Genomic DNA, 25,439 nt, shown 5'->3' with positions numbered 1-25,439 from the left:
TTGCTTAGCGCCACGTAAAAATAATCCCCGGTATTCGGGGATTGTTTTTTTGAGGGGTTCATTTGAGCGGCTGTTTGAACCGCCCCGCTGCAGATCACGCAAACTCCCAATCCCGCTCCAGATACTCAACCTCGGCAGGTAACAGCTCACGCATCAGCGCCAGGCACTGTTCGAACATCGCTATGTCGGGCAGGCGCAGTTCGAAGCCGATGGACAGGTTACTGATATGCGGGACCAGGATCCGGCGCTTGCGGTCGATGGTCAGGTAGCGATATTGCTCCCACCCGGGGCCGTACTCATGTTTAGCGCAGGCTTCGGGCGAAGGCGGCACCATCTTGCGAGTGAACAGGATGTAAGCGATAAACAGCGGCGTCAGCAGCAACCACCAGGTGCCGGTTGCGACCGCCAGCCAGAGCATCAACAGCGCCTCGATTACCACAACCACGACGATGGTGGTCCTGGCGGCGCGATCGGAGCGCACGTACTTGCTGATGGTTATGCCGTCGCGGGTGAGCTGGAATGAGAGGTGGGTTCTGACCGTTAATAACAGCAGCATCAGGACGTACATCACCGCGCATAGCCCGTAGACCCACTTGTCGGCGCCCAGCCAACCGAGCATACCGGCCACCCCGAGCACCGCGATGGTCATCGCCAGGATGCCATTGCGCAGGTCCCTGGGCGCAATCAGGCGCGCCTTGATCGACCAGTTCATCAATGTATCGGGCGGGTTTGCTGCAGGGCGTTCAGCGGGGTCGGTCGGTTGTGGGTTTTGCACGGATATCCTTATCTTCGAATGCTGTCGCGGCTCACTCAAGCCCGTCGACGTCTCGAATAGAATTCGATCGCAACCAGTACGATGCCGGGTATTAACAAGCCCAGACCGGTGTAAGCAAATGCAGGTTGCCCGGATAACCCCACGGCAATGAAGCCCGAGCCCATGGCAATCAGTGGCGCGCCGGCCAGGATGAAAGGCTTTTTGCTTGGGTTGCTCATGTCAAACCTCCTTGTTTTATGGCTGCATGGCAGTCAGCCATGATGCACCATCTTAAACCAGATTGCCGTTATGCTGCGCAACAGGACAATCAACACTCACGTTGAAAAGACAGGTCGTCAATGAAGCACATCAAGCTGATTCGCCACGGCGAAAGCGCTGCCAACGCAGGCCAAGCCAGTCGCGATCATGCGAGCATTGCCCTTACTCAAAAGGGAATCGAACAAGCGCAGCGGGTGGCCCATTCGTTCACCCAGGCGCCGCAATTAATTGTTGCCTCGCCATTCTTTCGAGCCCAGTCAACCGCCAGGGCGACGGCCACCGCCTTCCCTGCCGTGCCGCTCGAAACCTGGGCTGTGCAAGAGTTCACCTACCTAGAACCTGCGCGCTGTGCCGACACGACAGTGGCCCAACGTCGCAACTGGGTTGAAGCGTACTGGGCCAGATCGGACCCGGCATTCAGGGATGGCGCCGGAGCGGAGTCGTTTTTGGACTTCGTGGCTCGGGCGAAGGCATTCCTGGAACAACTTGCCGCGCATCCTGCCCAGGACATTGCAGTGTTCTCCCATGGGCAGTTCATCAATGCTGTTGCCTGGTTACTTGAGTACACGCCAGAGACAATTGATGGCCAGGCAATGACGCAATGGCGGGCGTATGAGATTGCCAACCACGTGCCCAATTGTTATGGCTACGCGTTGTGCTGGAATTCGGACGATGCGAAGTTTCAGGCACAGGTCTGTGCATCGACCCAAGCCAAGTTGCGGTGTTTCTATACTTGAACATTCCCCAAGCTACCCAGAAAAGGATTTCGCAAATGCCGTTTTCACCGACCGAACGAGCTGCATTGCTCACCCTCAAGGGCGTCGGCCCAACCGTCATTACCCGGCTCGAACAGATGGGGATTGAATCACTGGCAGAACTGGGCAAGGCGGATGTCAGTGACATACTGGCTCAGGCCTCAGCGGCACTGGGCTCGACCTGCTGGAAGAACAGCCCGCAAGCGCGATCAGCGATTACTGCTGCGGTTGAGCTTGCGAAAGGGGCTGCTAGTTTCAAGCCCGCCGGCTAGATTGGTTGGCCTGCGCGAGTGCGAACCCGCGCATCAAAAATTGCGGAAAAGGCAAAGCATGGACCTGCAATTCAAGCGACTCAGTGAAATCAGCAGCGCCGACATCATCGAGCTCAACAACAACTCGCGGGTCTTGCGCCACATGCCTTTGGGCCGCCCCGACTTTGACGAAGCCAAATGCGCAGCGTGGGTCGCCGAGAAAGAGTCGCAGTGGCAGGTTAATGGCTATGGCCCGTGGGCTTTTTTGGTGAATCAGAAGTTTGCCGGCTGGGGTGGTCTGCAGTTAACCGAGGGTGATGCGGACCTGGCGCTGGTTTTACATCCAGATTACTGGGGCCATGGCAGAGCGATTTTTGCTGAAATCCTTCGGCGAGCCTTTGAGGAGATTGGGCTGGAATCGGTTACCGTTTTGCTTGCGCCTAGCAGAACGCGGGTCAAGGGGATGCTTCGGTTAGGGTTTCAGCCGGACGGGGAAGTTTGTTTGGATGGCGTGCGCTTTGTTCGCTATCGGCTTCGGGCATCTGCTGGTGATTGAGGCTGGTGGCTGAAACGGCGGAGATTCTGATGGTACATTGTTATTGGCTCTGCGTACCGCCGCGCAGGGCTGCCAATTGCTACTGGATTTCATGCGCGATACTTAAATACGAGCGGAGCAACGATCATGGAATACGACGACAAACTGATTGAAGATGCCGTGCTTGCCCTGTTGGTAGCCTTTAGTTCCGACGATGGCAATGCCTGGAAAGGGTTCGATTTCGAGATCATGAATCGACTGCATGAGCAGGGCTTCATTAATGATCCGATAAACAAGAGTAAATCGATCTGGCTGACGGCGGAGGGGCTGGAGCGAGGTCGGCGGATAGCTGACCGGTTATTTGGGGTGAAAGCTCAAGCAGTGCATGCAACCAACGCTGATATCTGAGTGGATGCACGCGTGGATGAATCGACACGCCCCCTGGCACAACGCCTGGTGCTCTGCGATCGAGCAAAAGGCTTCGCCCTCCACTACAGTTCGCTGTCGGCTTCTCGCAAACGCGAGCGCTTGAATACAACTACGGTAACTGCGGAGGGAATAGAGCCTCGCCGCTAATTCAACAGATCGCGCAGGTACTCCTGAAAACTGGCGGCAACTACATGAGCCTGCCCATCGAGCGGATCAATCTCGACTACCTGCCAGGCGGTATCAAAGCCTGCGCAGTAGCCCTGCATGTCATCACCGAACAACAGAATTCCCTCCAGCGCGGTGGCACTGTCAGCATCGTAAATTTCATTCGGCGCTAGCAGACCGTCATACAGAATGAACAGCGGCTGCTCCGCACCTACTGCTCCGCTTCCGAATTCCTTCAGGAAGGAGCTGTAATCCTCGGGAAGAGACGGATAGCATTCGTTCAGGTGTGCAAGCATTGATGAGGCAACAGGCTGGAGTTTGCTTAGCATGCTCCCGTGCGGGGAATTGTTTTTTAAGTCCTGGAACATCCACTCATCGCCTGGCAAAAATACGAATTCAGCCCATCCTAGCGAGTCCGGGGTGATGCTGCGAGGCAAATCGTTCCCTTCTAGCGATGATCGGCCAGTTGCCTTCAGTGGTAGCGTTAGGCGATTCACGCCGCTTTCAAGAAAAGACTTGGAACTGTTCAGCGATCGCTCCGCCCGGACGAGACAAGCGTTGAATGCTGGGTCAATTCAACTACCTCACAGGCGATAATCTTGTACAGGCCTTGCTGTTGATCAACGCCGTGTTTCAGCAGTGGCGCACACAGTATCCACAACAGACATTGATCGCAGTAGCGTCGACCGACGAATCGGGCGCAGCCGTTAAGTTTTACTTATCAAGAACAGAACAATCGTGGCTGGCTGGTGACATCGAAGGCTTTATTCAGCCCGTTCTGGTGACAGACTCGAGGCAGCTGCCATTCCGGTAAACTCACATTCCAAGGTACCGCCAAAACCATCTGCCGGATGCCCGCCAGCGCCTTATCATTTTCCGTTCGTAGCGGGCATAAAGGCACCCACGAAGAAAACGCTCGCAGGCCCGATAAGCCAACTGACGGTGGTTCCTGGACTGACAATTGGCACAGCGATAGTGACTGTAATCAGAGCTATGCCCATCCATAGCCGCCTACGCGGTGTGAGCCACTCTCGAAGCTGCTGCAGCCTTTGGCGCATGACCGCTCTCCCGCCTAGAAGGAAGCGAAGCATATTACCCACTTCAACGAAGCGCGCCACCCCGGCTAGGTTGGTCTAAACGAAACGGACATGATTTCGGAGAAGGGGGCGCGCGCACAGAAGGCAAAATAGTGAACGTCTTCGAAGCGATTCCAAGCCGAATTGGAAGTGATATTCCCAAGCGTGTTCCCAAGGCCCTATTTTTCGACCCCCAGAAACGCAAAAAGCCCTGAATAATCAGGGCTTTGGAAGTGGCGGAAGCGTAGAGATTCGAACCCTTATCCAAGGCACCCCTCCTCACAGGAAAAATAAATACCTGACACACACCTATGCCGAACCCGGCAACCCCAGCAATTCCAGGGTCTCCCAGTCTTCCCAGGCTTTTGGGCTCAGTATGCATCCGACTGCACACTTAAAATCTCAAGAAAAATCATATGCTTGCTGTTGTCCGACACTGCCCACCATTTTTGTTCGTGACAGATGCCGAACTCGTAGCTGCAGCAGTTTAGACCTATGGCAGTGAATCGACACTTTGAGCTGACTTTCTTAGCCCTGAGATAGTCGGTTGTTACTGGCTGGTTCCTCGACACATCAGCCTTACCCCTGCGCACGAGCTTTCATGCTGCAAAGCTGCCAGCCGTTACGCTTTAGGTTTGTGATAGACAATCGCCACATCATCGCACAGCGTCTCGTCCGCCATCCGAATGGGCGACACTTTTATCCGATCGACAATAACGGTGGAGAAGCCAGGAAGCTCCGGCACATCTCCGTCGCCGAAATGGGGATGACACAGGACACCGCCAGGATTCAGCAGCGCTCGCATTTTTTGAGCCCTGGAAGCCCGCCTTGCCAGCTGAGACTCCTCTCCGACAGCACTTTCTCCTCCCTTCTCGTCCGAGTGATAGTCAAACGGGTCGAAGAAAATGAAGTCGTAGTGCTCTTCAATATGGCATTGGTTCCAATCGCCGCAGAACGGTCGCACCGACGGATGATGCTGTGAGAAGGTCAACAGATCCTGATAGATGCTGGTTTCTATTTCAAAAATGTCGTGCCGATCAGGCTTGAAATATTGCTGAATCAACGCAGCGGAGATGCCCAGGCCGAAACCGATTTCGAGAACAGTGCGAGGCTGAAGGTGCGCGAGCCTGGAAAAGAGTGCTTTGAAATATTCCTCTTCGGTACGCGACATGACAACTTGGCCATTCCAAATGAGGACATCGTTACTTTTTTGGTCAAACTGCAGGTCTATTGAGCTCATCGGTTTCTCATTGGGGATGCTGACTCCTGTTGAAGTCTGTGCCTGTAAGCCGCGCTCGGACGGGCTCTCAGAGTGTGTGGCAGAAGCAGAAACTGTAGGGCTCGCGGGTCTGACAGCTTGGTCAGCATTTCGATGCCAGACAAGGACGAGCTGGGTATCGCCAGCCACCGTAGCCTCCTCAAAGCCGGCGTGTTCGGCCGCCTTGCGAGACGCCAGGTTGGACTTGCGCATGTGCGCGTAGATGACATCGTATTGGCTGTTCAGGCAGCAGTACTGATAAGCAGCGCGTCCAATCTGCCGTCCTTGACTCGGTCGATTCAAAAAGACATGAAATGAGGCATAGCGACCACGAACTGCGTCCTCGACCAAATTTATATAGGCGATTCCCGCACGCTTCCCCTCGGCTGAGATGATCCATGCCTCGCCACCTGGGCCACCGCCTCGCTCACGGCTTCCTGGGGTGCGAACGAACTCCAGCTTCTCAAATGGCACAGGCCCGAGCTTCGATTTGGCCTTGACCGCTGGAGGCTTCGGGGTTTTACGCGCAGTAGCCTTAGCTCTTGGAGTGCTCACTGTTCGCGCCACGGCAGCTCTCCCAGACCGACAAGAAGTCGATCACAGCTTTCAGCCCAGAATTCAGCCGGGAAGAATCCAGGGGAGAATGCGATCACGATGTCTGCGAGACGATCAATCAAACCGTGCCGGTGCAACGCACTGGTCAGTGCGTCGATCCTACTGAGAACTTGCGGCAATGAATCGTTCAATGGGCCTGGGTGCTCAACATGATCACTGTCACCATCGTACCGGTTGCAGAAGTAATCCATGTCCACATGGAGGAGGATGGGTGCGTTATCCTCCGACAGACTTTCAAGCCACGCATCAAGATCATTAGTAAACCGATACCGCCCTCGTCCAGGCCCCTCCTCATCTGATACCAGTGAAATAGCAGGACGGTAGGCCGAAGGGTCGAGCAAGGTATCGGCCATCGACTCCAGAATGATCCGCGAATCGATGGTTCGAACACATTTTGGGGCCTGACAGAGATGGCGTACATCGGCGTCCGGATACTGATGCAAAAAAGGCGTGAGGAAGCTCCCCATGCCCAGAGCGCCACTCATGATTGCACTGGCTACTGAATTCGGCTCATGCAGGTCAACGGGTTGTTTGACGATGGGATCAAGCCAACCACCTGGCCGGTTAAAAATACGGGGCGCACCCAGATCTTTATGATCATCGACATGAAGCACGGTGATGCTTTGGGGCTGCGGCGTTCTCGCCAGCCACTCGCTCCAACTTTCTAGTGTCCACGTGTCATTGAGCGCTAACAATACCCTCCCTCTGCGCTTACGAGCCAAGGCCATGTCCTGGTACTTGATGTCACAGCCCCACCAAGCCAACCCTTCATCAAGCCGAGGATCGACATAGCGGTATGGATCATCCGACCAATTCAGAGCCAAGACCCACTGCTCATCAACGCAGGTAGCTAACGCGTCCTTGTCACAGAAGTAGTCTCGAAGCTGCGCATGTCTCTGATGTAAATCAGCCGACAAGCTGGACAACGGAACGGTTAGCGGCGAACTCATCTGGCGTTATCCCTTCTCTGGATGCACTGCGCAACACGTCGACCAAGCGTTGCCCAATATCCGTCAGCGGGCATTCCTTGAGCGTTTCAAGTGCCTGCCGAAGGTGCAGGTCGGTATCAGCGATCTGGTTAATGGCTCGCGAATTTAACTCGGCTGGGCCGTGCTCACTGACGTAAAGCCAGAAGCGCCTGAGTTCCACAAATACGAATACCGCATGAAGCAGACCTGAGGGTGGACGCAGATCCTCACGCCATGGAGAGACAACCTGTGCAGTAGTGCGCTCAACCGTAGGGGCATATCGCTCCAAGAGGTAGAGCTTCTGATGGCGGTGTTCATGAATCAGGGAGTCCGCCAGGTCGTAAGGGTCGATTAGTCGATCACCTTGCGAAATCGAGACGTACAAAGCCCCTGGAACAGAGTTATCGCTGAAGGAAACGATCTTTCGCGGGTCTGCGCTGGGGTCACGGATGAACTGGATAGCACTGCAGGCAGACTCCATTTCCGAGGCAAGCGCAGGGCGCCATGCCTTAACGATCTCCATTGCCTGCTGAACCAAAGCCCGACCGACCGCTGCGAGCTCATCCCCTTCAAAATAGATGGCGGTGCCAAATGGCGCCCTTAGCCACAGATCATCCTCTGCGACTGCGAACCCAGCACAATCGTGCTGCTCCGCGTCAATGAGCAGCCTGTCCAGGTAGTCAGAACTTACTGTGATGGCCTGCCCATCTACAGCTAGCAACGCATGCCCCCGGCTTTGAGCCATGGCAGCACCTGCCCAGGCGATAGCACCTGGCTGCTGTGCCTTGCGCTCAAACGCCACATCGTCCAGCAAACGCAGCTGAATCGCACGAGGATCATCAAGGTAAAGATCCAGAGCCTCCTGCAGGCTCTGCACTGCGTCGGCATCGGCGCCAGCACACAACCATCCAAGGTGGGCCTCTGAAGTCTCAGCCAACTCAAATTGGACAAGATCGAACGTGCCAGGAAGCGGTATCTGCTCTTCGACCTGCCAATCCTCATTCAGGTGCTCGTTTAGGCGCTCGGTGATGTGTGCCACCAACCGCTTCATTTCATTGCAATACACCGTGGGATTGGTGAATCCGTCCTGACCGAAACGGTGAGGAAGTGAGCCGCCACCGCAGATGTCGACGATCGCACACGACTGACACACCTGCGACAATCCTTCTTTGCGCAAGTAGCGTCGGTGCTGCTCAATCGCCAACGATTGAGCCACTTCTGAAATAGAGGTATCCAGGACGGTGCCAACCAATCGGGTGGCGCCATCCTGAGTGACCTTCAATACATCAAGATCGTGATAGCTGCCGTCCGTTTCGATAGACAGCAAACTCACATCGCCAAAGCCAAACGCATCAGTTCCAGAAGGCAGCCCTGCACACAGATCGAGCAAGGCCTCAAAGGTGCGAAGCGGGATGTGTGGATACTCGTCGAACCAAACATCGAACGCATTCACCAGCCACTGCTCATACAGACCCGGATCCTGATTACGCCCGGGAGGTGGGCGAAGCCAGTGTGCGTCGGGCAAGAGGAAATCCAGCCGTGGAATTTTGAATTGGTTGAAGTATTCAAAGAGTTCAGCTGCACTGGTCGAGGTGTCAACGACAGCAATGACTCCCGCGAAAACAGAGGGGTAGTTCTGAAGACGAATGAGCGCTTGTTCTGTCTGATCGAAGCTTGAGCGCCCCTTGCGCGTCAAGCGATGCCTGTCATTGGCGATTTTGGGCCCGTCCAAGCTCAGCGAGACACCTATATCCGCCGCTGCCAGAATCTGAAGTGCCTCGTCAGTCAGCAGCAACCCATTGGTTTGCAAACTGACGTCAACAGGGATCGAGCAGCTCTGGCGCAGAAGCGCCGCAAAGTCTGCCAGTGTTTGAGCGCCTGCAAGCAGCGGCTCTCCGCCATGCAGAATTACCGCACAATGCTTCAGATCACTTTGGATCACGTATTCCGCGAGCTGCCTGGCAAATGCCCTGCGGTGTTCGGCGGAAAGGAATTTGGGCATGGAGCGCCAACTCTGATCCGCGTGATGGTAGACATAGCAGTAATCGCAATCGAGGTTACACCGCGATGCCACTTTTACCAGAAACGACGAGAACTTAGCGGCGTCCATGCAGGTGACTCACGAACGGTTGTGACGGTGGTGCATACGGTCATAGCTGGTGATGACCTGGCCGACATCCGACTCAGTCAGCACGCGCGACCGCAGGCGCTGGATGGCCGGGTTGGTGCTTTGGCCTTTCGACAGGCGTTGGCGAATGGCCGAAGGGGCCCGTTGTTCGATTTTGACAGCTGCAGACGACATCACGTACTCCTTAAATATTGAAGTGCCATCATCGCCGAAGAAAAGTGACGAATTCAAGCACCGGATCCAATTTATAACAAACTGACACTCAGGTGCGCCAAAGACTGCTTTTAGACGCAGAAAAGCCGAATTTACCGTATTTTATGCGCACAACCTCTTTAAAGTAGGATTTAGCCTGCCATAGCAAGCTCTAGGAGTTTACGGACGACGCTATTCGTCCGACAAAAGACCATCCATCTGGAAGCAGAATTTGGCCTGGTTAAAGACGAAGCGTTGGACAACCTTGTCTATGCCAAGAGTGCCAGTGAAAAATCTCAGAAGACGATTTTTTACTCAGCGTGCCGGAACGTAACCGTGCTGTTTAACGACGGCCCTCTAGCAGGGCAGAAATTCAGCGCCACCGTCGCCGACCCTCGCTATATCGAGACCGTCAAATTCCCCGAGAAGGGCTCCATAGAATTCCACTCAGCGTGTGGAGCAAACACCGCCAGCTCGGCTTCCGGCGCCTGCAGCACACTGGATGTAGTGAATGCGGTCATTGCGCAGTAGAAGTCGGTACGAGAGGCCTGGAAGACTTTGAAATCGACAGAGCAGGATTCTAAGAACGCAGCGGCTGAACTCCTTAAATCGAACAATGCGAAAGCAAAAGCTGCCGGAGGTAATTAGGACAAAACATTGCTCGCTAGACGCCCTCAGAGTACTCGTCAGCGATCGTGCGCAGCCCCCAATAACTTAGGTACTTGGAAATATCTGGCAACAAAACAGCTTTAGGCCACCCCGCAATGGATCCCATTATGCTGAACGCTCAATTTCAGCCTCCATGGAGACTCCCATGTCGCAAGGTGTGTTTGAGGTTCACTTCCGCTCCAACATCCAGGATTTCGGATCTGGACTCGTGTTCGTCAAGGATGGCAGCGTGAATGGCAGCGATGCCAATTTCCTGTATCAAGGAAAACTTCCCGCTCAATCTGGCGAATTCAAAACCCAGATCAACGTGCAGCAATGGCAAGCCGGTAACACCCATGTTTTCGGCGGTACTGGCGGGTTCGTGCTTGAAGCTCATGGCACTGTCGATTACGAGAAAGGCGTCTTCTCCCTGCAGGTGTAGTGGTCTAATGATTCCGGACACCCATTTAGGCGAAAATGCTCGCCATAGAGAGGTGTCTGATGACCAAGCAACGTCGTACCTTTACCCCAGAATTCAAGCGCGAAGCTGCCAGCCTGGTGCTCGACCAGGGCTACAGCCATATCGATGCCGCCCGTTCACTTGGGCTGGTGGAGTCGGCCCTGCGTCGATGGGTTAACCAGCTTCAGGAAGAGCGAAATGGTGTAACCCCGACCAGTAAAGCGCTGACGCCCGAACAGCAAAAAATCCAAGAGCTGGAAGCTCGAATCAATCGGCTGGAACGGGAAAAATCGATCTTAAAAAAGGCCACCGCGCTCTTGATGGCCGAGGAACACGAGCGTTCGCGTTAATTGATCAACTCCGCGCTGAAGAGCCTGTTGATCTGTTGTGCTCGGTATTTGAAGTCACCCGATCTTGCTATTACGCGCACTGCCGCAAGCGCCGATCTCCGGACGTTGAGCGATTGGTTTTACGCAGCCGAGTGAACGAGCTGTTCACTCAAAGCCGCAGCGCGGCGGGCAGCCGAAGCATCATGCTCATGATGCGCGCGGACGGCATAGAGATTGGGCGATTCAAGGTGCGCAAGCTGATGAACGAAATGAAATTGATCAGCAAGCAACCTGGCTCACATGCCTATAAAAAGGCGACGGTGGAGCGGCCGGATATCCCGAACGTGTTGGATCGAGAGTTCACCGTGTCGGCGCCGAATGAGGTCTGGTGCGGTGACATCACGTATGTCTGGGCTCAAGGTCGCTGGCACTATTTGGCGGCTGTGATCGATCTGTTCGCCCGTCGCGTGGTGGGCTGGGCGTTTTCATCGAAGCCTGACGCTGACCTGGTTATCAAGGCTTTGGATATGGCCTATGAGCAGCGTGGTCGGCCTCAGAACGTTCTGTTTCACAGCGACCAAGGAAGCCAGTACGGCAGCCGAGGCTTCCGTCAGCGACTGTGGCGCTATCGCTTCAAACAGAGCATGAGTCGACGTGGAAACTGCCACGACAATGCACCGATGGAACGGTTGTTTCGCAGCCTGAAAACGGAATGGATACCGACCGTGGGCTACATGAGCGCTTCGTTAGCACAGCAGGATATCGGCCGGTTTTTGATGCAGCGCTACAACTGGCAACGGCCACATCAATTTAACAGCGGGCTGGCGCCCGCTGTGGCCGAGGAAAAAGTTAACGCAGTGTCCGGGATTAGTTGACCACTACAAGACCTGTACATCGACACCAACCCGAGTGATGACCAAGAGCTGAAGGCAGAGGCCCATAAAAAACTCAACTCACTGAAGTACGAGGCTTTCCGTGCGTACAGAAAGATCCAGAGTAAGCGTCCGGCGAACTCACCTTCCGAACTCCAGCTTTAAGGGCGATGGTGTCCGCGTATTTTTAAGCGGACGCGATCACCCTTATCGCCAGGATTTCCATGCGCCAACGAAGCTCTTATCCGAAACCGTTCAAAGCCCAGGTCGTTCAGGAATGCCTGCAACCTGGCGCATCCATTTCCAGTGTCGCCATCAGCCATGGCATCAATGCCAACGTTATCCGCAAATGGATGCCGCTCTATCGAGATCAGCCCGCAGCGGCTTCACTACCGGCATTCGTCCCGCTTAAAGCCGCACCTAAACGGCCAGCCGAAGCGCCAGTGATCATCGAGTTGCCCATGGCCGGGCAAGTGATCACGGTGAAATGGCCAACCTCAGACCCTGAAGGCTGCGCGCAGTTTATTCGGGCTGTCACTCGATGATCCGTATCGATGCCATCTGGCTGGCCACCGAGCCGATGGACATGCGCGCCGGTACCGAAACCGCATTAGCCCGAGTGATCGCGGTGTTCGGTGCGGCGAAGCCGCACTGCGCTTACCTGTTCGCCAATCGCCGGGCTAACCGGATGAAAGTGCTGGTGCACGATGGCGTCGGCGTCTGGCTTGCAGCGCGTCGACTGAACCAAGGCAAGTTCCACTGGCCCGGCATTCGCCATGGCTGCGAGGTCGAACTCGACAGCGAGCAACTCCAGGCGTTGGTACTGGGTTTGCCGTGGCAGCGAGTCGGCACGGGTGGCGTGATCAGCATGCTGTAATCGCCGGCCATTTGACCGGTCTGCTTGTCGTCGTTTCGGGCCTGCTCTGGCACAATCGGCGGCATGACTTTCTCGCCCAACCTCGACCAGATGACCCCGGAACAGCTCCGTGCCTTGGCGGCACAGGCGCTGCAGTTGCAGTCCCAAGTCGAGGCGATGAGCAGGAAGATCCAGAACGATGAAATCCTCATCGAACAGTTCAAGTTCGAAATCGCCCTGCTCAAGCGCCACAAGTTTGCTAAGCGCAGCGAGCAAATCAGCCCGGCGCAAGGCAGCTTGCTGGATGACCTGCTCGACACAGACCTTGAAGCTATCGAAGCAGAGCTGAAACAGCTCCTCCCAGCTTCGCCACAGGTCGAGCCACGGCAATCCCCGAAACGTGCGCCATTGCCGCCGCAGTTTCCACGCACGGTGATCCGCCACGAACCGGAAAACACTCAGTGCACCTGTGGCTGCCAACTTCAACGCATCGGCGAAGACGTTAGCGAGAAGCTGGATTACACGCCGGGCGTGTTCACTGTCGAGCAACATGTGCGTGGCAAATGGGCCTGCCGTCAGTGCGAGACACTGATGCAGGCGCCGGTGCCGGCGCAGGTTATCGACAAAGGTCTCCCGACCGCAGGGTTGTTGGCCCACGTGATGGTGGCGAAGTTTGCCGACCACTTGCCGCTGTACCGGCAGGAGAAAATCTTTGGCCGCGCGGGGCTGGCAATCGCTCGCTCGACCCTGGCCCAGTGGGTCGGACAAACCGGTGTGCGGCTCCAGCCGCTGGTCGATGCACTGCGTGAAGCCGTTCTGAACCAGGGCGTGATTCACGCTGATGAAACACCGGTGCAAATGCTTGCGCCGGGCGAGAAGAAAACCCACCGAGCCTATGTCTGGGCCTACAGCACGACGCCGTTTTCGGCGCTCAAGGCGGTGGTCTACGACTTCAGCCCAAGCCGTGCTGGCGAACACGCGCGTAACTTCCTGGGCGACTGGAACGGCAAGCTGGTTTGCGATGACTTCGCTGGCTATAAAGCTGGTTTTGAGCAAGGCATCACTGAGATCGGCTGCATGGCCCACGCCCGTCGCAAGTTTTTCGATCTGCATGTGGCGAACAAAAGTCAGCTAGCCGAACAGGCGTTGCACTCGATCAGCGGCCTGTACGAGGTCGAACGCCAGGCGCGGGACATGAGTGATGAAGATCGCTGGCGAATACGTCAGGAAATGGCGGTACCGATCAGTAAAAAACTGCATGACTGGATGTTGGCCCAGCGCGACCTGGTGCCCAACGGATCAGCCACGGCCAAAGCCTTCGATTACAGCCTGAAACGCTGGGTAGCGCTGACGCGCTACCTGGACGATGGAGCTGTGCCCATCGACAACAACCAAGTTGAAAACCAGATACGGCCGTGGGCACTCGGGCGCTCGAACTGGCTGTTTGCCGGATCGCTGCGCAGCGGTAAACGGGCGGCTGCGATCATGAGCTTGATCCAGTCAGCGCGTATGAATGGGCATGATCCATATGCCTATCTCAAAGATGTACTGACGCGGTTGCCGACGCAACGGGCCAGTGAGATCGGGCGACTGTTACCGCATCAGTGGGTGTCTGCCTAACTTACGCAAGGTGAGTTGGGCGGACGCTTACGATCCAGATGCGCTTCAAGCCGACCGACGAGGAAGCGAACAAGCTCCTGGCATCACTACAGAACCTACTCGATCCCAGCAAGCTATACGTAGACCCCCAAGAGGCAAGAGGGAGGGGAAAATACAACGTTTGGCGGGAGCTCGCAGATTTGACAATCCTGCAAGCACGACACCTGCTCAAAGAGGAATGGGAAACCACGAAAAACCCTCTAACTCGCGTTGCACGCAAAGTGCCCGTCTGGCTGGATTCGGTTTCCGCTGCTGTTAGGAAATAAAGCGTTCCGCGCCAGATCAGCTCTGAGGTCGGGCGGTGAGATGGTTTAAAGTTATGAGCCCTTGTGCTTGGAAAGGTCAGCCCTCTCTTCTACACGAGGAGACGCTGTCTAATCCATGAAGGCCGTTTGGCTCACCAGACGGTGAGTAGGCGGGAGCAGATTCCTTCTCCCGCTCGACCGCTAGTCACCCTTTGACCGAGCAATGGCTCCCTCATTCAGACCGTTCTCACCTCCATCCATTCCTCGGCTGATCTTGCCTATGTGTGTAAAGAACCGCAATCGGCTCATACGTACAGTCACACGTCGATTTATGGCTATGCATCAAGTCACTCCACATAGCCATTCGACGCTAGCGTCACTCAGCTAGATCAGCCGATAGTCACGGTGCAAAACGCCAAGCTCTTCCAGCCCTCGCGCGAGCATCTGACTATACCCTTGGCGATCATGGATGAAGGGAGAAAAGAGGCTGTGGCCTAGCCACTCTTCGAAGCCATTTTGAGCAACGTTTGCCAACGCCATGCCCACCGAGCGTACGTCTTCGAATCGCCCATGCTGCAGGTCATCTTTGTTCAGGTTATCGTGGACGTATTCGGTTTGATCACGGAGCGACGACCACCGTTTAAACGAAGCGCGCCTAACTTGGCATGGCACGCAGCGGCCACAGTGCTTGTAACCGAACCGCTGGAAGCGCCCACAACTGGTTGATGCCACGGCATGCTGCTTGAGCAAATCCTGATTTCTGCAGCCCACCATCATTTCCCCTTTCGTAACCAGGGCGTAAGGGTTGCGAATCTGAACGTTGATGCCGGCAGCATCAAAGACCTGCTGAAGCCGTCCCAGGTACTCAGGATGCGCAGTGCGAGTGCTCAGGCTGCCAACTCGGGACATGGTCAGCGGCGGATTGATGGCGATGAACCCGTTCTCGCAGATGTACAGCGGCACGGTCTCGCCACGGTGGTAGCGATCGAGCGAGGTCGCTACGGCCAGTCCAAATGCCAAAAATACGATCGAGCGAGCACGCTGGGACGGCTCCTGCTGCCCAGGCGATCTGGCCACATGATTGAGACCGATCCGGTTCAAACCAAGGCTCTGAGCAAATAGATCCTGCTTCTCACCATCACCTCTGACAATCTGGCTCACCGCATAGGGCTTTAACCCCTGCTCCACCAGGTCAATTGCACCAATCAAGCTGTCTAGACCGCCAGAAAGCAGCACCACCGAATCTTCCAAAGGATGCAGCGCCTGCATCTGTGCCGGCGGCCCAAACCCACCGGGATGGAAAGCCAGCGTCCACTGATCCGTTGTAAGAAACCGCAGCGCCGCCTCCAAGGCACGCGCCTGGGTGTTCCAAAACACCGGATCTTGCACCGCAATCTCAAGGCTGATCTGCCGAGTCCAGGCGTCAGCACTCTTTGATCTCAAATCAGTGAAATCAGCAGCCACCACTGAAAGCGCGATACTCAGAAAGTCCCAGGCTTGGGGGCTGATTTCCAAATGGGCCTTGTCCAGCAGTTCACGGGCATAGCCACCGACGCTGACCTGTCCATCTTCAGCTTTGCCGTAGATCACCACTTGCATGGCGCCGTCCATACCCGGAACCGTGAATCCAGCTGGGCCGCACACAAACCTCATTCTACGTACCCCTCAAACACTTCAAAGGTGTCCTGCAGCGCCTGGGTGACCACCTGAGAAATCCTTGCGGTAGTCAAGGGCGTTCTAGCGGTTGCGATCTTGCGGAACGAGGCGCTCACGCACTCTTTGATGTAGTCCTTGATCTCCTTCAAGCGACGCATTGCGACCGATGCTGAAGGCGCCTTTTCCTGGATGGTCTTGCACATATCGAGCTCGTACCGATGGAACACGTCCATCGCTGTGAAACGCTCAATCGCAAAAGCCCGCTGCTCAGCTGACAGGTTGAGCAGGTCAGCATCTGGATAGCGCACCAAAACATCCGACAGCGACCCACGTATCGAAGCACGCTCGGCTTCTGCATCCTGGGTACCATCTACGGGGCGCACGGCCTCAACCAGCGCATCCATCACTTCGGAGGCAGAGCGACCTTGCAGAAGAGCACGGTCAAGTACACCGGGGCCAGCTTGCTGGCTGCCATCCGCGACCGACTCAAGCGCGCTGCCGAAGACCCCGGCGATCGACGCGGTGCCTCCAAAGCGTGCCGTGGTGGTTTTTGATCCACCATACCCATGGCGCACATATTCCCGCAGGCTCTTGCGCAAGCTATTGCGATTACCGCTGTTTGCGAAGTCACCTAGCCCCCGCCGGGCTCCCTTGAATCGTGCGGGAGGCGCTAAGGGTGAAGGTGCCTGGGGTACCTGCCTTGGGTCATCGGATTGGTCATTACCATCCTCGATCTCGTCCTTGTCTGGCTCAGATGGCCCGTCATCTTGTGGATCTGGCTCCGGTGGCTCGGGCGGCTTTGGCGGCACAGGGGGCGGCAGCGGCGGCAGCGGAGGAGTCCAAGGTGGTACGTACGGTAGGCCCTTGCCAGGCGGATCGTTATTTTGTGAGGTTCCCATCGAACTTCCTTATCGCAGCCTTCACCGGCCCACTGACTTCAGCCGTCATCCAGAATTCGTAGACTGACTTCACCCAAGCCTCGTCCGTCAGTTTTGGCACAATGCCCGCTTGGATTTGCGCAGGCGGACGTGCCTTCAGGAACGCCGCCAGTCGGAGTCCCTGCTGTGCATCTAGGCGCCCGACCACGAGCAACGCCTCCAAGATGTCCGGTACGCCCCACTCTTGCTCAGCACCCGCTTTATCAAGCAAACGATCCATCACGACGTTGATATCTACAGGCGCTATGAGAGCCAGCCGATCCTTCAGCTGCTCAGCCATGTCAGGGGTAGCAAGCAGTGCCATGAGCAACTCGGCAGCTTCTGAAGACAGTCGGTCTTCGTCTGTGATGATCGGAGCGTGCTCACGACTGACGTAGATAGCACCCCGCAAATCTTTGTCTGCCAATGCTGGAGGCAGGGCGAGCCACTCTTTGACGAAAGGAAGATCCCAGGGCTGCTGGAGCGTCAGGGCCTTACCCAACTTCACATCAGCTTCCCATTCGCCAAGCAGCACGGGCTTGCCGTCCTTGTGGGAGGCCACAGCCTTCATCAGCTCTTCGTACGCTTTGGGGTTGCCGCTACGCTCGAACAGCATCAGCTTAACCAGTACGGCTTCGTCGACACCCACCCCTTGGGCACGAGAGATGCTCATGCGGATAGACAGCGCATTCAAGAATCGCTTGATGAGTCGCGGGTTTCCCTGGATACCAGAAGCTGACGTCATGACTGCAACCAGCCGCTCAGCGGTATCAAACTTACCGATCAGATCTGTGGGGTAGTCGTCGTACAAGGTCTGCATGAACGCGCGATCCACCCGGTTGCCCTGCCAGGTTGTCCGAAGCTGTCCGCGCACCTTGACTCGAATGTCTTCGACGACTTTTTTGGGCAGCTTACTGTTCTCCAGGAACAGCATCATCATGTAGGCCCGGACTTCCTGGGTACCCAAGGGAGGGACACGAATCGGCACCTGAATCAGTTTGTCGAAATAGCTTGTCACCAAGACATCATCGGGCACGCCGCTAAAGTGCTTGCGCACCGCGTGCTTGATCATCTCGTTGTCCGCAGCGATCACGAACGCCGTGTTGCGCAGGAACAGGAAGAGACGAATGGCTTCCAGGGTTGAGATCGTGGTCTCCGGCAGGCAGCGATCCAGGTCGTCGATCAACACGACCAGGGTGACCCCCAGCTCTTCCAGGATGGCCTCGAAGTTATCCCTGAGTGCCTGGATTTCCTTCGGCGGAGACTTTTTGGCAGGCGCGCTACTCCATAGCTTACCGGCCTCATCCTTGGCTTTTTCGGCGGTGTCGTGCAATGCCTCGATGGCATCCTGATCAACCTGCCCAGATCGAACTCGGTCAACAAGGCCGATGATCTCGCCTAGCAGGCCCGGCGCGGGTACTCCCGTAGCAAAAGACAAGGCTGTGCTGCCGGCGAGCTTCGCAGCCCGGAGCCAATTCACCCGTGAAAGCAGCTCAGATGCCTTATCTAGCCCTTTCGCACGCTTCTTGGCCTCGGCCTCCAGACGCGTGGCGATCACGTCCATCAAGGCTGCGCGGGCGTCATCGTAGCCCTGATAGAGCCAAGCGTTGAACTCAACGAATACAAATTCTTTCGCTGGCTTCTCCTCGCCTTGGGGCGGATCTTTGAGGGACGTCTGGATCAACTTGATCATGGACGACTTGCCCGCGCCCCACGCCCCGGACACTCCGATTGAAATCGGACGCCCTTCCGCCTGGTAAACGATCTCGGCGACCGTGTCAGCGACCCCAGAAAAGTTGAGGAAGTCTGTTTCTGTCTCGTTATCTACCCACATGACAACCCTCCCTGGACGTCTTCAGCGTGAAAGCTTTCCGAGTGAAAGTTGTCAGCGTGAAGCAATGGCAACGACGCGCCATAGTAGCCTTTGCACTGGGCCAGTGGCCACCACCTACGGGTGTAATGAGATGAGGAAATATTTCGTTACGTAGAGATCAGTCAGCAAGAGGACACATATGCCTGTTGCCTGCATGTCAGAATCTCTGCGTGCTGGCTCAAGTACTATCTGATGTGCTTGCCGCAGCAGCGGTGTTGGAGCACACGTGTCGCCTCTCAGTCAGAACGGTTCTCTCTAGACTCTGTACTAAATCTATTCAAGCGAACGCCAGGCAGGCGGCAACAGTCGGAGGCCAAGCAGTACAACGACAGGGGAAGGCCATCCGGCATGGATGGCGTCTTGAGTACGACTAACCCAACGGCAGCCTGCATATCGCATCAAGGCTCCGCAGCTTAAAAGTGAGAGACCGTTCGGCAGAAAATTCCAACGAGGCGCACTCAAAGCCAGCGCCCAAAGTATGGGCTAGCGTATGGGCTGAAACCGACCAGACACAAAAAAGCCCTGGATAATCAGGGCTTTAATGAGAATTAGTGGCGGAAGCGTAGAGATTCGAACTCTAGGATAGTTGCCCATCGACGGTTTTCAAGACCGTTGCCTTAAACCACTCGGCCACGCTTCCTCGTATTGCGGGCGCCATAATACCGAAATGAAACAAGCTGTCAAACTCTCTATGTGGCTGCTTTGCGCGGCTCTGTTATGATCTTTGCATCTGAACGTTTCAAACCCACAGGAGTGTCGCCATGCGCGAACAGGATTACGCCGTCAATCACGGCCAGCAGGTCGAGCAGCAGGAGGTCAGCCGCGTCCTGCGTAACACATACGGGTTGCTGGCTATCACCCTCGCCTTCAGTGGCGTCATGGCCTACGTGGCGCAGCAGATGCGCGTCGGCTACCCGAACATTTTCGTGGTGCTGATCGGCTTCTACGGCCTGTTCTTCCTCACCAACAAGCTGCGTGATTCGGTCTGGGGCCTGGTGTCTACCTTCGCCCTCACCGGTTTCATGGGCTTTTTGCTCGGCCCTATCCTCAACCGTTACCTGGGTATGGCCGGTGGCGCCGAGGTGGTCAGCTCGGCATTTGCCATGACCGCCCTGGTGTTCGGTGGTCTGTCGGCCTATGTGCTGATCTCCCGCAAGGACATGAGCTTCCTCAGCGGTTTCATCACCGCAGGCTTCTTCGTCCTGCTGGGCGCCGTGGTTGCCAGCTTCTTCTTCCAGATCAGCGGCCTGCAACTGGCGATCAGCGCCGGTTTCGTGCTGTTCTCGTCGGTATGCATCCTGTTCCAGACCAGCGCGATCATCCACGGTGGCGAGCGTAACTACATCATGGCGACCATCAGCCTGTATGTATCGATCTACAACCTGTTCGTCAGCCTGCTGCAGCTGTTCGGCCTGATGGGTCGTGATGACTGATTGGTTGTTGGTGTGACGTGTTGAGAGAAAGCCCGCTTCGGCGGGCTTTTTTGTGGCCGGGGTTTGCCAAGGCTTTGCCTTGCATCGCCGGCAAAGCCAGCTCCCGCACTACCGTAAACGAGTGCGGCCCCGTAGAATGCGCTCCTTTTTTCTTCCGGGGCAGCACTCCCATGAGTTCAATCGAGCAAGGACCCGGCGCACCCGCGCAGGCCAATGAACTGGTCCTCGGCCTTGAAGACCGGCCGCGGCCGCTGATTGCGATGCTGGCGGCGTTGCAGCATCTGCTGGCGATCATTGTGCCGATCGTCACCCCCGGCCTGCTGATCTGCCAGGCACTGGGGGTTTCGGCCCGTGATACCAACCTGATTGTGTCGATGTCGCTGGTGATCTCGGGGATCGCTACCTTCGTGCAGTGCCGCCGCTTCGGGCCGTTCGGCGCCGGGCTGTTGATTGTGCAGGGCACCAGTTTCAACTTTGTCGGGCCGTTGATCGCCGGTGGCGCGTTGATGGTCAAGCAAGGCACGCCGGTTGAAGGTGTGATGGCGGCGATTTTTGGTGTGGTGATCGCCGGTTCGTTCGTGGAGATGGGCATTTCGCGCATTCTGCCGTTCGTCAAACGCCTGATCACTCCGCTGGTGACCGGGATCGTCGTGCTGATGATCGGCCTGACCCTGATCAAGGTCGGCCTGATCAGCATGGGTGGCGGCTTTGCGGCGATGAGCAACGGTACCTTTGCCAATGGCGAGAACCTGCTGCTGTCGGGTGTGGTGCTGGCGATCATCGTCATTCTCAACCGTATTCCGGTGGTGTGGATGCGCAGCTGCGCCATCGTTATCGCCCTGGCCGTGGGCTATGCCCTGGCCGGCTACCTGGGCCGCCTGAATTTCACCGGCATGCACGAAGCCGCGCTGTTCCAGGTGCCGGTACCCCTGCATTTCGGCCTGGGCTTCTCCTGGGCGTTGTTTATTCCGATGCTGGTGATTTACCTGGTTACATCGCTGGAAGCCATTGGTGATGTGACCGCGACCAGCAAGGTTTCGCGCCAGCCAGTGGAAGGCCCGCTGTGGATGCAGCGGATCAAGGGCGGGGTGCTGGTCAACGGCGCCAACTCGCTGCTGGCCGGGGTGTTCAATACCTTCCCGAGCTCGATCTTTGCCCAGAACAATGGCGTGATTCAGCTGACCGGCATTGCCAGCCGCCATATTGGCGTATGGATTGCGGCGATGCTGGTGATTCTTGGCCTGTTCCCGAGCGTGGCCGGGGTGATCCAGGCGGTGCCGGAGCCGGTGCTCGGGGGGGCGGCGATGGTGATGTTCGGCGCGGTGGCGGCTTCGGGGATCAATATCCTTGCCAGCATCAGCCTGGATCGTCGCGCGCTGCTGATCATCGCCGTGTCGCTGGCGCTGGGCCTGGGCGTGGCGCAGGTGCCGGAGTTCCTCGCGCACATGCCGTCGGCGCTGCGTAATGTGCTGGAGTCGGGGGTGGCCACCGGGGGGATTTGTGCCCTGGTACTGAACTGGTTCTTGCCGGAGCATAAAGACAAGGCCTGAGGTTGAGGTTGCCGCCCATCGTGGGTCAAGCCCGCTCCAACAGGAGCGGGCTTTTTGCTTTATCATTCCCGCAGATTTGCTGAAAGAGCCTTCCATGAAGTTCGCCATTGCGGTTTTTTCTCCGGCCCATGCGCCCTCCTCGCGCCGCGCCCTGCGTTTTGCCCAGGCGGCGGTTGCTGGCGGGCATGAGATTGTCCGGTTGTTTTTCTATCAGGACGGTGTGCACAGCGCCTCGGGCAATGTCGTGGCGCCCCAGGATGAACTGGACCTGCCCGCCGAGTGGCGCGCGTTCGTCAGCGCCCAGCAGCTCGATGCCGTGGTGTGCATCGCCGCCGCCCTGCGCCGTGGCGTGCTCAACGCCGAGGAAGCCCAGCGCTACCAGCGCCCGGCGGTCAACCTGCCGGCGCCGTGGGAGTTGTCGGGGCTGGGCCAGTTGCATGAAGCGGCGCAAGGCGCCGATCGGTTGATGTGCTTTGGAGGCGACTGAAATGGCCAAGTCCTTGCTGATTATCAGCCGCCAGGCACCCTGGGCCGGGCCGTCCGCCCGCGAGGCGCTGGATATCGCCCTGGCAGGCGGTGCCTTCGATTTGCCGCTGGGCATGCTGTTTCTCGATGATGGCGTGTTCCAGCTCGCCCCCGGCCAGCAACCGGCCCAGTTGCAGCAGAAGAACCTCGCGGCCAACCTGCAGGCCCTGCCGATGTTTGGCGTCGAGGAACTGTTTGCCGCCGCTAGCTGCCTGCAAGAGCGCGGCCTTGCTGCCGACACCCTGAGCCTGCCAGTGCAGGTGCTGGATGACGCCGCGCTTGCGGCGTTGATCGACCGTTTCGACCAGGTGGTGACCCTCTGATGAGCACCTTGCACGTGATTTCCCACTCGCCATTTGGCGATAACCGCCTGAGCAGCTGCCTGCGCCTGCTCGGCAGCGCCGACGGCCTGTTGCTGTGCGGTGATGCGGTGTATGCCCTGCAGCCCGGCAGTGCGCCGCTGCGCAGCCTGCAGGCGAGCCAGCTGGACGGGCGCCTGTTCGCCCTGGACGAAGACCTGCAAGCCCGCGCCATCGTCCTCAGTGAGCTGGGCAAGGCCATCGACTACCCGGCCTTCGTCGAGCTGTCGCTGCACTATGACAAGGTCAACAGCTGGCTATGAGTACCCTGACTGTCGGCGAGCGCAGCATCGCCCTGGATAAAGACGGCTACCTGCTCGAGCTGGATGATTGGTCCGAAGAGGTCGCCAGCGCCCTCGCCGCCCATGAAGAGCTTGAGCTGACCGCCGAACACTGGGAGGTGCTGAACCTGTTGCGCGACTTCTACCGGGAGTTCGAGCTGTCGCCGGCCACCCGCCCGCTGATCAAGTACACCGCGCTCAAGCTGGGCGCGGACAAAGGCAACAGCCTGCACCTGAACCGCCTGTTCAAGGGCACCCCCGCCAAACTCGCCGCGAAACTTGCGGGCCTGCCGAAGCCGACCAATTGCATATGACCGAACACAGCCCGTTGATCACCGAAACCCCGGCCGAACACCCGTTTGCCCAGTTCGTGCGCATTCTTGGCAAGGGTAAGCGCGGCGCCCGTGGCCTGAGCCGCGAGGAAGCCCGCGAGGCCATGGGCATGCTGCTCGATGGCAAGGTCGAGGAAACCCAGCTCGGCGCCTTTCTGATGCTGCTGCGCCACAAGGAAGAAAGCCCTGAGGAGCTGGCCGGCTTCACCGAGGCCCTGCGCCAGCGTTTGCAGGTACCGCCGATTGAGGTTGATCTCGACTGGCCAAGCTACGCCGGCAAAAAACGCCACCTGCCCTGGTACCTGCTGGCCGCCAAGTGCCTGGCCGCCAACGGCGTGCGCATTCTTCTGCACGGCGGCGGCGCGCACACGGCCGGGCGGCTGTACACCGAGCAAGTGCTGGCGCTGCTGAAGATTCCGCTGTGCCGGGACTGGAATGCAGTGTCTGAAGCGCTGGAAAGCCACATGCTGGCGTTCATCCCGCTGCAAGATTGGGCCCCGCGCCTGCAACGGATGATCGACCTGCGCAACACCCTGGGCCTGCGCTCGCCAATTCACTCCCTGGCCCGGGTGCTCAATCCGCTCAATGCCCGCTGCGGCCTGCAGAGCATCTTCCACCCCGGCTACCAGGCAGTGCACCGCGAAGCCAGCCGCTTGCTCGGCGATACGGCAATCGTGGTCAAGGGCGATGGCGGCGAGATCGAGATCAACCCGGACACCAGTAGCCACCTGTACGGCACCGCCAATGGCATCGACTGGGATGAAGAATGGCCGGCCCTGGCCGCCCAGCGTCATGTCAAACCGGCGAGCCTGGAGCCCGAGCAGTTGCTGGCCGTGTGGCGCGGTGATGAGCAGAACAGCTACGGCGAACTGGCCGTGGTCGCAACCATGGCCCTGGCCTTGCGCGGCCTCGGTCAGAGCCGCGAGGAAGCCTTCGCCCAGGCCCAACGCTATTGGGATCAGCGCAACTGATCGACTGAGCCGATCAAACAGGCCCGGACTTTGCGCTATTCGTTCGAACCCAGCTCCGTACACTGGGTTCTATATCAGAACAAATCGCCAAGGAGCTCAGCATGGGCCTGTTGATCGACGGACGCTGGCACGACCAGTGGTATGAAAGCAGCAAAGACGGCGCCTTCCAGCGCGCAGCGGCGCAACGCCCTGCCCGGCGCCGAAGCAGGCCGTTATCACCTGTACGTGTCGCTGGCCTGCCCCTGGGCCCACCGCACCCTGATCTTTCGCAAGCTCAAGGGCCTTGAGAGCCTGATCGATGTATCGGTGGTCAGTTGGTTGATGGCCGAGCATGGCTGGACTTTTGACCAGAACAAGGGCTCGACCGGCGACAAGCTTGAGCACCTGGATTTCCTGCACCAGCGCTACACCCGCGACGACCCACACTACAGCGGCCGGGTCACGGTGCCGGTGCTGTGGGACAAACACGAGCAGCGCATCGTCAACAACGAATCGGCAGAGATCATTCGCATCTTCAACTCGGCGTTCGACGAGCTGACCGGCAATCGCCTGGACCTGTATCCCGAACCCTTGCGCGAGCAGATCGACGCACTCAACGAGCGGATTTACCCGGCGGTCAACAATGGCGTGTACCGGGCGGGCTTTGCCACGTCGCAGGCGGCCTACGAGCAGGCCTTTGACGAGGTGTTTGCCGAGCTGGATCATCTGGAGCGGCTGCTGGGCACCCAGCGCTATCTGGCCGGGGAATACCTGACCGAGGCCGACTGGCGGCTGTTCACCACGCTGATCCGCTTTGACGCGGTGTACCACGGGCACTTCAAGTGCAACCTGCGGCGTATTGCCGATTACCCGAACCTGTCGAACTGGCTACGGGAGCTGTACCAGTGGCCGGGAATCGCCGAGACGGTGAATTTCGAGCATATCCAGAAGCATTACTACATGAGCCACAAGACCATCAATCCGAACGGGATTGTGCCCAAGGGGCCATTGCAGGATTTTGAGCTGGAGCATGACCGGCAGCGGTTGGTGGGGCGAGGGATTTGGCGCAAGGCTGGGGAATAGGGGTGG

The 25,439-nt window shown here is 57.5% G+C and carries 28 protein-coding genes, 1 tRNA gene and 1 pseudogene; 19 read left to right on the top strand and 11 right to left on the bottom strand.

The window, feature by feature from the left end; translation table 11 throughout:
* Nucleotides 1–94: 94 nt before the first annotated feature.
* Together LOY54_RS09930 and LOY54_RS09925 are read right to left on the bottom strand one after the other, a co-directional pair.
* On the bottom strand, nt 95–775 hold the full coding sequence (locus LOY54_RS09930) for a hypothetical protein (RefSeq protein WP_258610268.1): 681 nt from the start codon (nt 773–775) through the stop codon (nt 95–97).
* A gap of 35 nt (nt 776–810) precedes the next feature.
* On the bottom strand, nt 811–993 hold the full coding sequence (locus tag LOY54_RS09925) for a hypothetical protein (RefSeq protein WP_045201655.1): 183 nt from the start codon (nt 991–993) through the stop codon (nt 811–813).
* A 120-nt stretch (nt 994–1,113) separates the two neighbouring features.
* Between LOY54_RS09925 and LOY54_RS09920 the strand changes: the two genes are divergently transcribed.
* The 4 genes from LOY54_RS09920 (at nt 1,114) to LOY54_RS09905 (ending at nt 2,982) form a co-directional block, all read left to right on the top strand.
* Nucleotides 1,114–1,770 (top strand): histidine phosphatase family protein, encoded by a 657-nt coding sequence (locus tag LOY54_RS09920; RefSeq protein WP_258610267.1) that lies wholly within the window; start codon nt 1,114–1,116, stop codon nt 1,768–1,770.
* A 35-nt stretch (nt 1,771–1,805) separates the two neighbouring features.
* Nucleotides 1,806–2,060 carry a helix-hairpin-helix domain-containing protein gene (locus LOY54_RS09915; RefSeq protein ID WP_258610266.1) on the top strand — a complete coding sequence of 85 codons (255 nt, stop codon included), beginning with the start codon at nt 1,806–1,808 and terminating at the stop codon, nt 2,058–2,060.
* Nucleotides 2,061–2,118: 58 nt separating this feature from the next.
* Nucleotides 2,119–2,595 carry a GNAT family N-acetyltransferase gene (locus LOY54_RS09910; RefSeq protein ID WP_258610265.1) on the top strand — a complete coding sequence of 159 codons (477 nt, stop codon included), beginning with the start codon at nt 2,119–2,121 and terminating at the stop codon, nt 2,593–2,595.
* A 126-nt stretch (nt 2,596–2,721) separates the two neighbouring features.
* Nucleotides 2,722–2,982, top strand: a complete 261-nt coding sequence (locus tag LOY54_RS09905; RefSeq protein WP_045201663.1) for a DUF6429 family protein — start codon at nt 2,722–2,724, stop codon at nt 2,980–2,982.
* A gap of 164 nt (nt 2,983–3,146) precedes the next feature.
* On the opposite strand, the gene LOY54_RS09900 is transcribed toward LOY54_RS09905, so the two are convergent.
* Nucleotides 3,147–3,536, bottom strand: coding sequence for an SMI1/KNR4 family protein (locus LOY54_RS09900; protein WP_258610264.1), 390 nt, complete (start codon nt 3,534–3,536; stop codon nt 3,147–3,149).
* A 194-nt stretch (nt 3,537–3,730) separates the two neighbouring features.
* Here LOY54_RS09900 and LOY54_RS09895 point away from each other — a divergent pair, with 194 nt between their 5' ends.
* On the top strand, nt 3,731–3,982 hold the full coding sequence (locus LOY54_RS09895; RefSeq protein ID WP_258610263.1) for a hypothetical protein: 252 nt from the start codon (nt 3,731–3,733) through the stop codon (nt 3,980–3,982).
* A gap of 884 nt (nt 3,983–4,866) precedes the next feature.
* Here LOY54_RS09895 and LOY54_RS09890 read toward each other — a convergent pair.
* Genes LOY54_RS09890 through yhhA form a run of 4 tightly spaced genes read right to left on the bottom strand, consistent with a single transcriptional unit; the run spans nt 4,867 to nt 9,387 of the window.
* Nucleotides 4,867–6,057, bottom strand: a complete 1,191-nt coding sequence (locus LOY54_RS09890) for a hypothetical protein (protein ID WP_258610262.1) — start codon at nt 6,055–6,057, stop codon at nt 4,867–4,869.
* A complete protein-coding gene (locus LOY54_RS09885) occupies nt 6,054–7,067 on the bottom strand; it encodes a hypothetical protein (protein ID WP_258610261.1) in 1,014 nt (337 codons plus the stop codon). The genes LOY54_RS09890 and LOY54_RS09885 overlap by 4 nt, the downstream gene beginning before the upstream one ends.
* Nucleotides 7,024–9,195: a cyclophane-forming radical SAM/SPASM peptide maturase YhhB gene (gene yhhB / locus LOY54_RS09880; protein WP_258610260.1), complete on the bottom strand. Its 2,172-nt coding sequence runs from the start codon at nt 9,193–9,195 to the stop codon at nt 7,024–7,026. The genes LOY54_RS09885 and yhhB overlap by 44 nt, the downstream gene beginning before the upstream one ends.
* 9 nt (nt 9,196–9,204) lie before the next feature.
* The gene (yhhA, locus tag LOY54_RS09875; protein ID WP_258610259.1) at nt 9,205–9,387 is read right to left on the bottom strand and encodes a YhhA family cyclophane-containing RiPP; all 183 of its coding nucleotides are present in this window, start codon (nt 9,385–9,387) and stop codon (nt 9,205–9,207) included.
* Nucleotides 9,388–9,660: 273 nt separating this feature from the next.
* On the opposite strand from yhhA, the gene LOY54_RS09870 reads away from it, so the two are divergent.
* The 6 genes from LOY54_RS09870 to tnpC all read left to right on the top strand — a co-directional run bounded on the left by LOY54_RS09870 (nt 9,661) and on the right by tnpC (nt 14,190).
* Nucleotides 9,661–9,936 (top strand): hypothetical protein, encoded by a 276-nt coding sequence (locus LOY54_RS09870; protein WP_258610258.1) that lies wholly within the window; start codon nt 9,661–9,663, stop codon nt 9,934–9,936.
* A gap of 283 nt (nt 9,937–10,219) precedes the next feature.
* Nucleotides 10,220–10,495, top strand: coding sequence for a GrlR family regulatory protein (locus LOY54_RS09865; protein ID WP_258610257.1), 276 nt, complete (start codon nt 10,220–10,222; stop codon nt 10,493–10,495).
* Nucleotides 10,496–10,554: 59 nt separating this feature from the next.
* A protein-coding gene (locus LOY54_RS09860) for an IS3 family transposase (RefSeq protein ID WP_258606965.1) occupies nt 10,555–11,717 on the top strand; the annotation gives its coding sequence in 2 pieces (ribosomal slippage) (nt 10,555–10,807 and nt 10,807–11,717; 1,164 coding nt in all).
* A 221-nt stretch (nt 11,718–11,938) separates the two neighbouring features.
* Nucleotides 11,939–12,259, top strand: a complete 321-nt coding sequence (gene tnpA / locus LOY54_RS09855; RefSeq protein WP_258608021.1) for an IS66-like element accessory protein TnpA — start codon at nt 11,939–11,941, stop codon at nt 12,257–12,259.
* Complete coding sequence (tnpB, locus tag LOY54_RS09850) at nt 12,256–12,591, top strand: IS66 family insertion sequence element accessory protein TnpB (protein ID WP_232893846.1); 336 nt, start codon at nt 12,256–12,258, stop codon at nt 12,589–12,591. The genes tnpA and tnpB overlap by 4 nt, the downstream gene beginning before the upstream one ends.
* A 63-nt stretch (nt 12,592–12,654) precedes the next feature.
* On the top strand, nt 12,655–14,190 hold the full coding sequence (gene tnpC, locus LOY54_RS09845; protein ID WP_258608024.1) for an IS66 family transposase: 1,536 nt from the start codon (nt 12,655–12,657) through the stop codon (nt 14,188–14,190).
* A 668-nt stretch (nt 14,191–14,858) separates the two neighbouring features.
* Here tnpC and qatC read toward each other — a convergent pair.
* The 4 genes from qatC to LOY54_RS09825 form a co-directional block, all read right to left on the bottom strand.
* Nucleotides 14,859–16,127 (bottom strand): Qat anti-phage system QueC-like protein QatC, encoded by a 1,269-nt coding sequence (gene qatC, locus LOY54_RS09840; RefSeq protein ID WP_309475665.1) that lies wholly within the window; start codon nt 16,125–16,127, stop codon nt 14,859–14,861.
* Nucleotides 16,124–16,729 carry a Qat anti-phage system associated protein QatB gene (gene qatB, locus LOY54_RS09835; RefSeq protein ID WP_258610255.1) on the bottom strand — a complete coding sequence of 202 codons (606 nt, stop codon included), beginning with the start codon at nt 16,727–16,729 and terminating at the stop codon, nt 16,124–16,126. Before qatB ends, qatC begins: the two co-directional genes overlap by 4 nt.
* A gap of 280 nt (nt 16,730–17,009) precedes the next feature.
* Entirely contained in the window at nt 17,010–18,881 is a 1,872-nt protein-coding gene (locus tag LOY54_RS09830) for a P-loop NTPase fold protein (RefSeq protein WP_258610254.1), read from the bottom strand.
* A 591-nt stretch (nt 18,882–19,472) separates the two neighbouring features.
* Nucleotides 19,473–19,560: transfer RNA gene (locus tag LOY54_RS09825), tRNA-Ser, on the bottom strand.
* 121 nt (nt 19,561–19,681) lie between these two features.
* Here LOY54_RS09825 and LOY54_RS09820 point away from each other — a divergent pair.
* The 8 genes and pseudogenes from LOY54_RS09820 to LOY54_RS09785 all read left to right on the top strand — a co-directional run bounded on the left by LOY54_RS09820 (nt 19,682) and on the right by LOY54_RS09785 (nt 25,433).
* Nucleotides 19,682–20,353 (top strand): Bax inhibitor-1/YccA family protein, encoded by a 672-nt coding sequence (locus tag LOY54_RS09820; RefSeq protein ID WP_045201416.1) that lies wholly within the window; start codon nt 19,682–19,684, stop codon nt 20,351–20,353.
* Nucleotides 20,354–20,523: 170 nt separating this feature from the next.
* Nucleotides 20,524–21,903, top strand: a complete 1,380-nt coding sequence (locus tag LOY54_RS09815) for a nucleobase:cation symporter-2 family protein (protein ID WP_045201415.1) — start codon at nt 20,524–20,526, stop codon at nt 21,901–21,903.
* A 94-nt stretch (nt 21,904–21,997) separates the two neighbouring features.
* On the top strand, nt 21,998–22,390 hold the full coding sequence (gene tusD / locus LOY54_RS09810; RefSeq protein WP_258597239.1) for a sulfurtransferase complex subunit TusD: 393 nt from the start codon (nt 21,998–22,000) through the stop codon (nt 22,388–22,390).
* 1 nt (nt 22,391) lies between these two features.
* Nucleotides 22,392–22,751 carry a sulfurtransferase complex subunit TusC gene (gene tusC / locus LOY54_RS09805; RefSeq protein ID WP_258610253.1) on the top strand — a complete coding sequence of 120 codons (360 nt, stop codon included), beginning with the start codon at nt 22,392–22,394 and terminating at the stop codon, nt 22,749–22,751.
* Nucleotides 22,751–23,050, top strand: coding sequence for a sulfurtransferase complex subunit TusB (gene tusB, locus LOY54_RS09800; RefSeq protein ID WP_258610252.1), 300 nt, complete (start codon nt 22,751–22,753; stop codon nt 23,048–23,050). Before tusC ends, tusB begins: the two co-directional genes overlap by 1 nt.
* Nucleotides 23,047–23,382 carry a TusE/DsrC/DsvC family sulfur relay protein gene (locus tag LOY54_RS09795; protein ID WP_258610251.1) on the top strand — a complete coding sequence of 112 codons (336 nt, stop codon included), beginning with the start codon at nt 23,047–23,049 and terminating at the stop codon, nt 23,380–23,382. Before tusB ends, LOY54_RS09795 begins: the two co-directional genes overlap by 4 nt.
* 14 nt (nt 23,383–23,396) lie before the next feature.
* Nucleotides 23,397–24,371 (top strand): glycosyl transferase family protein, encoded by a 975-nt coding sequence (locus LOY54_RS09790; protein WP_258610707.1) that lies wholly within the window; start codon nt 23,397–23,399, stop codon nt 24,369–24,371.
* Nucleotides 24,372–24,472: 101 nt separating this feature from the next.
* Nucleotides 24,473–25,433 (top strand): annotated as a pseudogene (locus LOY54_RS09785) (glutathione S-transferase family protein).
* The last annotated feature ends 6 nt before the right edge of the window (nt 25,434–25,439 follow it).

This window comes from Pseudomonas sp. B21-032 (genome assembly GCF_024748965.1).
In the GTDB taxonomy this organism is placed as follows: Bacteria; Pseudomonadota; Gammaproteobacteria; order Pseudomonadales; family Pseudomonadaceae; genus Aquipseudomonas.
The sequence above is the reverse complement of the archived record's forward strand: the minus strand, read 5'-3'. Positions and strand labels throughout refer to the sequence as shown.

Bases quoted from the DNA above. Each gene is read 5' to 3' on its own strand.
- LOY54_RS09925 (WP_045201655.1), bottom strand. From the start codon at position 993: ATGAGCAACCCAAGCAAAAAGCCTTTCATCCTGGCCGGCGCGCCACTG.
- LOY54_RS09920 (WP_258610267.1), top strand. From the start codon at position 1,114: ATGAAGCACATCAAGCTGATTCGCCACGGCGAAAGCGCTGCCAACGCA.
- LOY54_RS09915 (WP_258610266.1), top strand. From the start codon at position 1,806: ATGCCGTTTTCACCGACCGAACGAGCTGCATTGCTCACCCTCAAGGGC.
- LOY54_RS09910 (WP_258610265.1), top strand. From the start codon at position 2,119: ATGGACCTGCAATTCAAGCGACTCAGTGAAATCAGCAGCGCCGACATC.
- LOY54_RS09905 (WP_045201663.1), top strand. From the start codon at position 2,722: ATGGAATACGACGACAAACTGATTGAAGATGCCGTGCTTGCCCTGTTG.
- LOY54_RS09900 (WP_258610264.1), bottom strand. From the start codon at position 3,536: ATGTTCCAGGACTTAAAAAACAATTCCCCGCACGGGAGCATGCTAAGC.
- LOY54_RS09895 (WP_258610263.1), top strand. From the start codon at position 3,731: ATGCTGGGTCAATTCAACTACCTCACAGGCGATAATCTTGTACAGGCC.
- LOY54_RS09885 (WP_258610261.1), bottom strand. From the start codon at position 7,067: ATGAGTTCGCCGCTAACCGTTCCGTTGTCCAGCTTGTCGGCTGATTTA.
- yhhB (WP_258610260.1), bottom strand. From the start codon at position 9,195: ATGGACGCCGCTAAGTTCTCGTCGTTTCTGGTAAAAGTGGCATCGCGG.
- yhhA (WP_258610259.1), bottom strand. From the start codon at position 9,387: ATGTCGTCTGCAGCTGTCAAAATCGAACAACGGGCCCCTTCGGCCATT.
- LOY54_RS09865 (WP_258610257.1), top strand. From the start codon at position 10,220: ATGTCGCAAGGTGTGTTTGAGGTTCACTTCCGCTCCAACATCCAGGAT.
- tnpA (WP_258608021.1), top strand. From the start codon at position 11,939: ATGCGCCAACGAAGCTCTTATCCGAAACCGTTCAAAGCCCAGGTCGTT.
- tnpB (WP_232893846.1), top strand. From the start codon at position 12,256: ATGATCCGTATCGATGCCATCTGGCTGGCCACCGAGCCGATGGACATG.
- tnpC (WP_258608024.1), top strand. From the start codon at position 12,655: ATGACTTTCTCGCCCAACCTCGACCAGATGACCCCGGAACAGCTCCGT.
- qatC (WP_309475665.1), bottom strand. From the start codon at position 16,127: ATGAGGTTTGTGTGCGGCCCAGCTGGATTCACGGTTCCGGGTATGGAC.
- LOY54_RS09830 (WP_258610254.1), bottom strand. From the start codon at position 18,881: ATGTGGGTAGATAACGAGACAGAAACAGACTTCCTCAACTTTTCTGGG.
- LOY54_RS09820 (WP_045201416.1), top strand. From the start codon at position 19,682: ATGCGCGAACAGGATTACGCCGTCAATCACGGCCAGCAGGTCGAGCAG.
- LOY54_RS09815 (WP_045201415.1), top strand. From the start codon at position 20,524: ATGAGTTCAATCGAGCAAGGACCCGGCGCACCCGCGCAGGCCAATGAA.
- tusD (WP_258597239.1), top strand. From the start codon at position 21,998: ATGAAGTTCGCCATTGCGGTTTTTTCTCCGGCCCATGCGCCCTCCTCG.
- tusC (WP_258610253.1), top strand. From the start codon at position 22,392: ATGGCCAAGTCCTTGCTGATTATCAGCCGCCAGGCACCCTGGGCCGGG.
- tusB (WP_258610252.1), top strand. From the start codon at position 22,751: ATGAGCACCTTGCACGTGATTTCCCACTCGCCATTTGGCGATAACCGC.
- LOY54_RS09795 (WP_258610251.1), top strand. From the start codon at position 23,047: ATGAGTACCCTGACTGTCGGCGAGCGCAGCATCGCCCTGGATAAAGAC.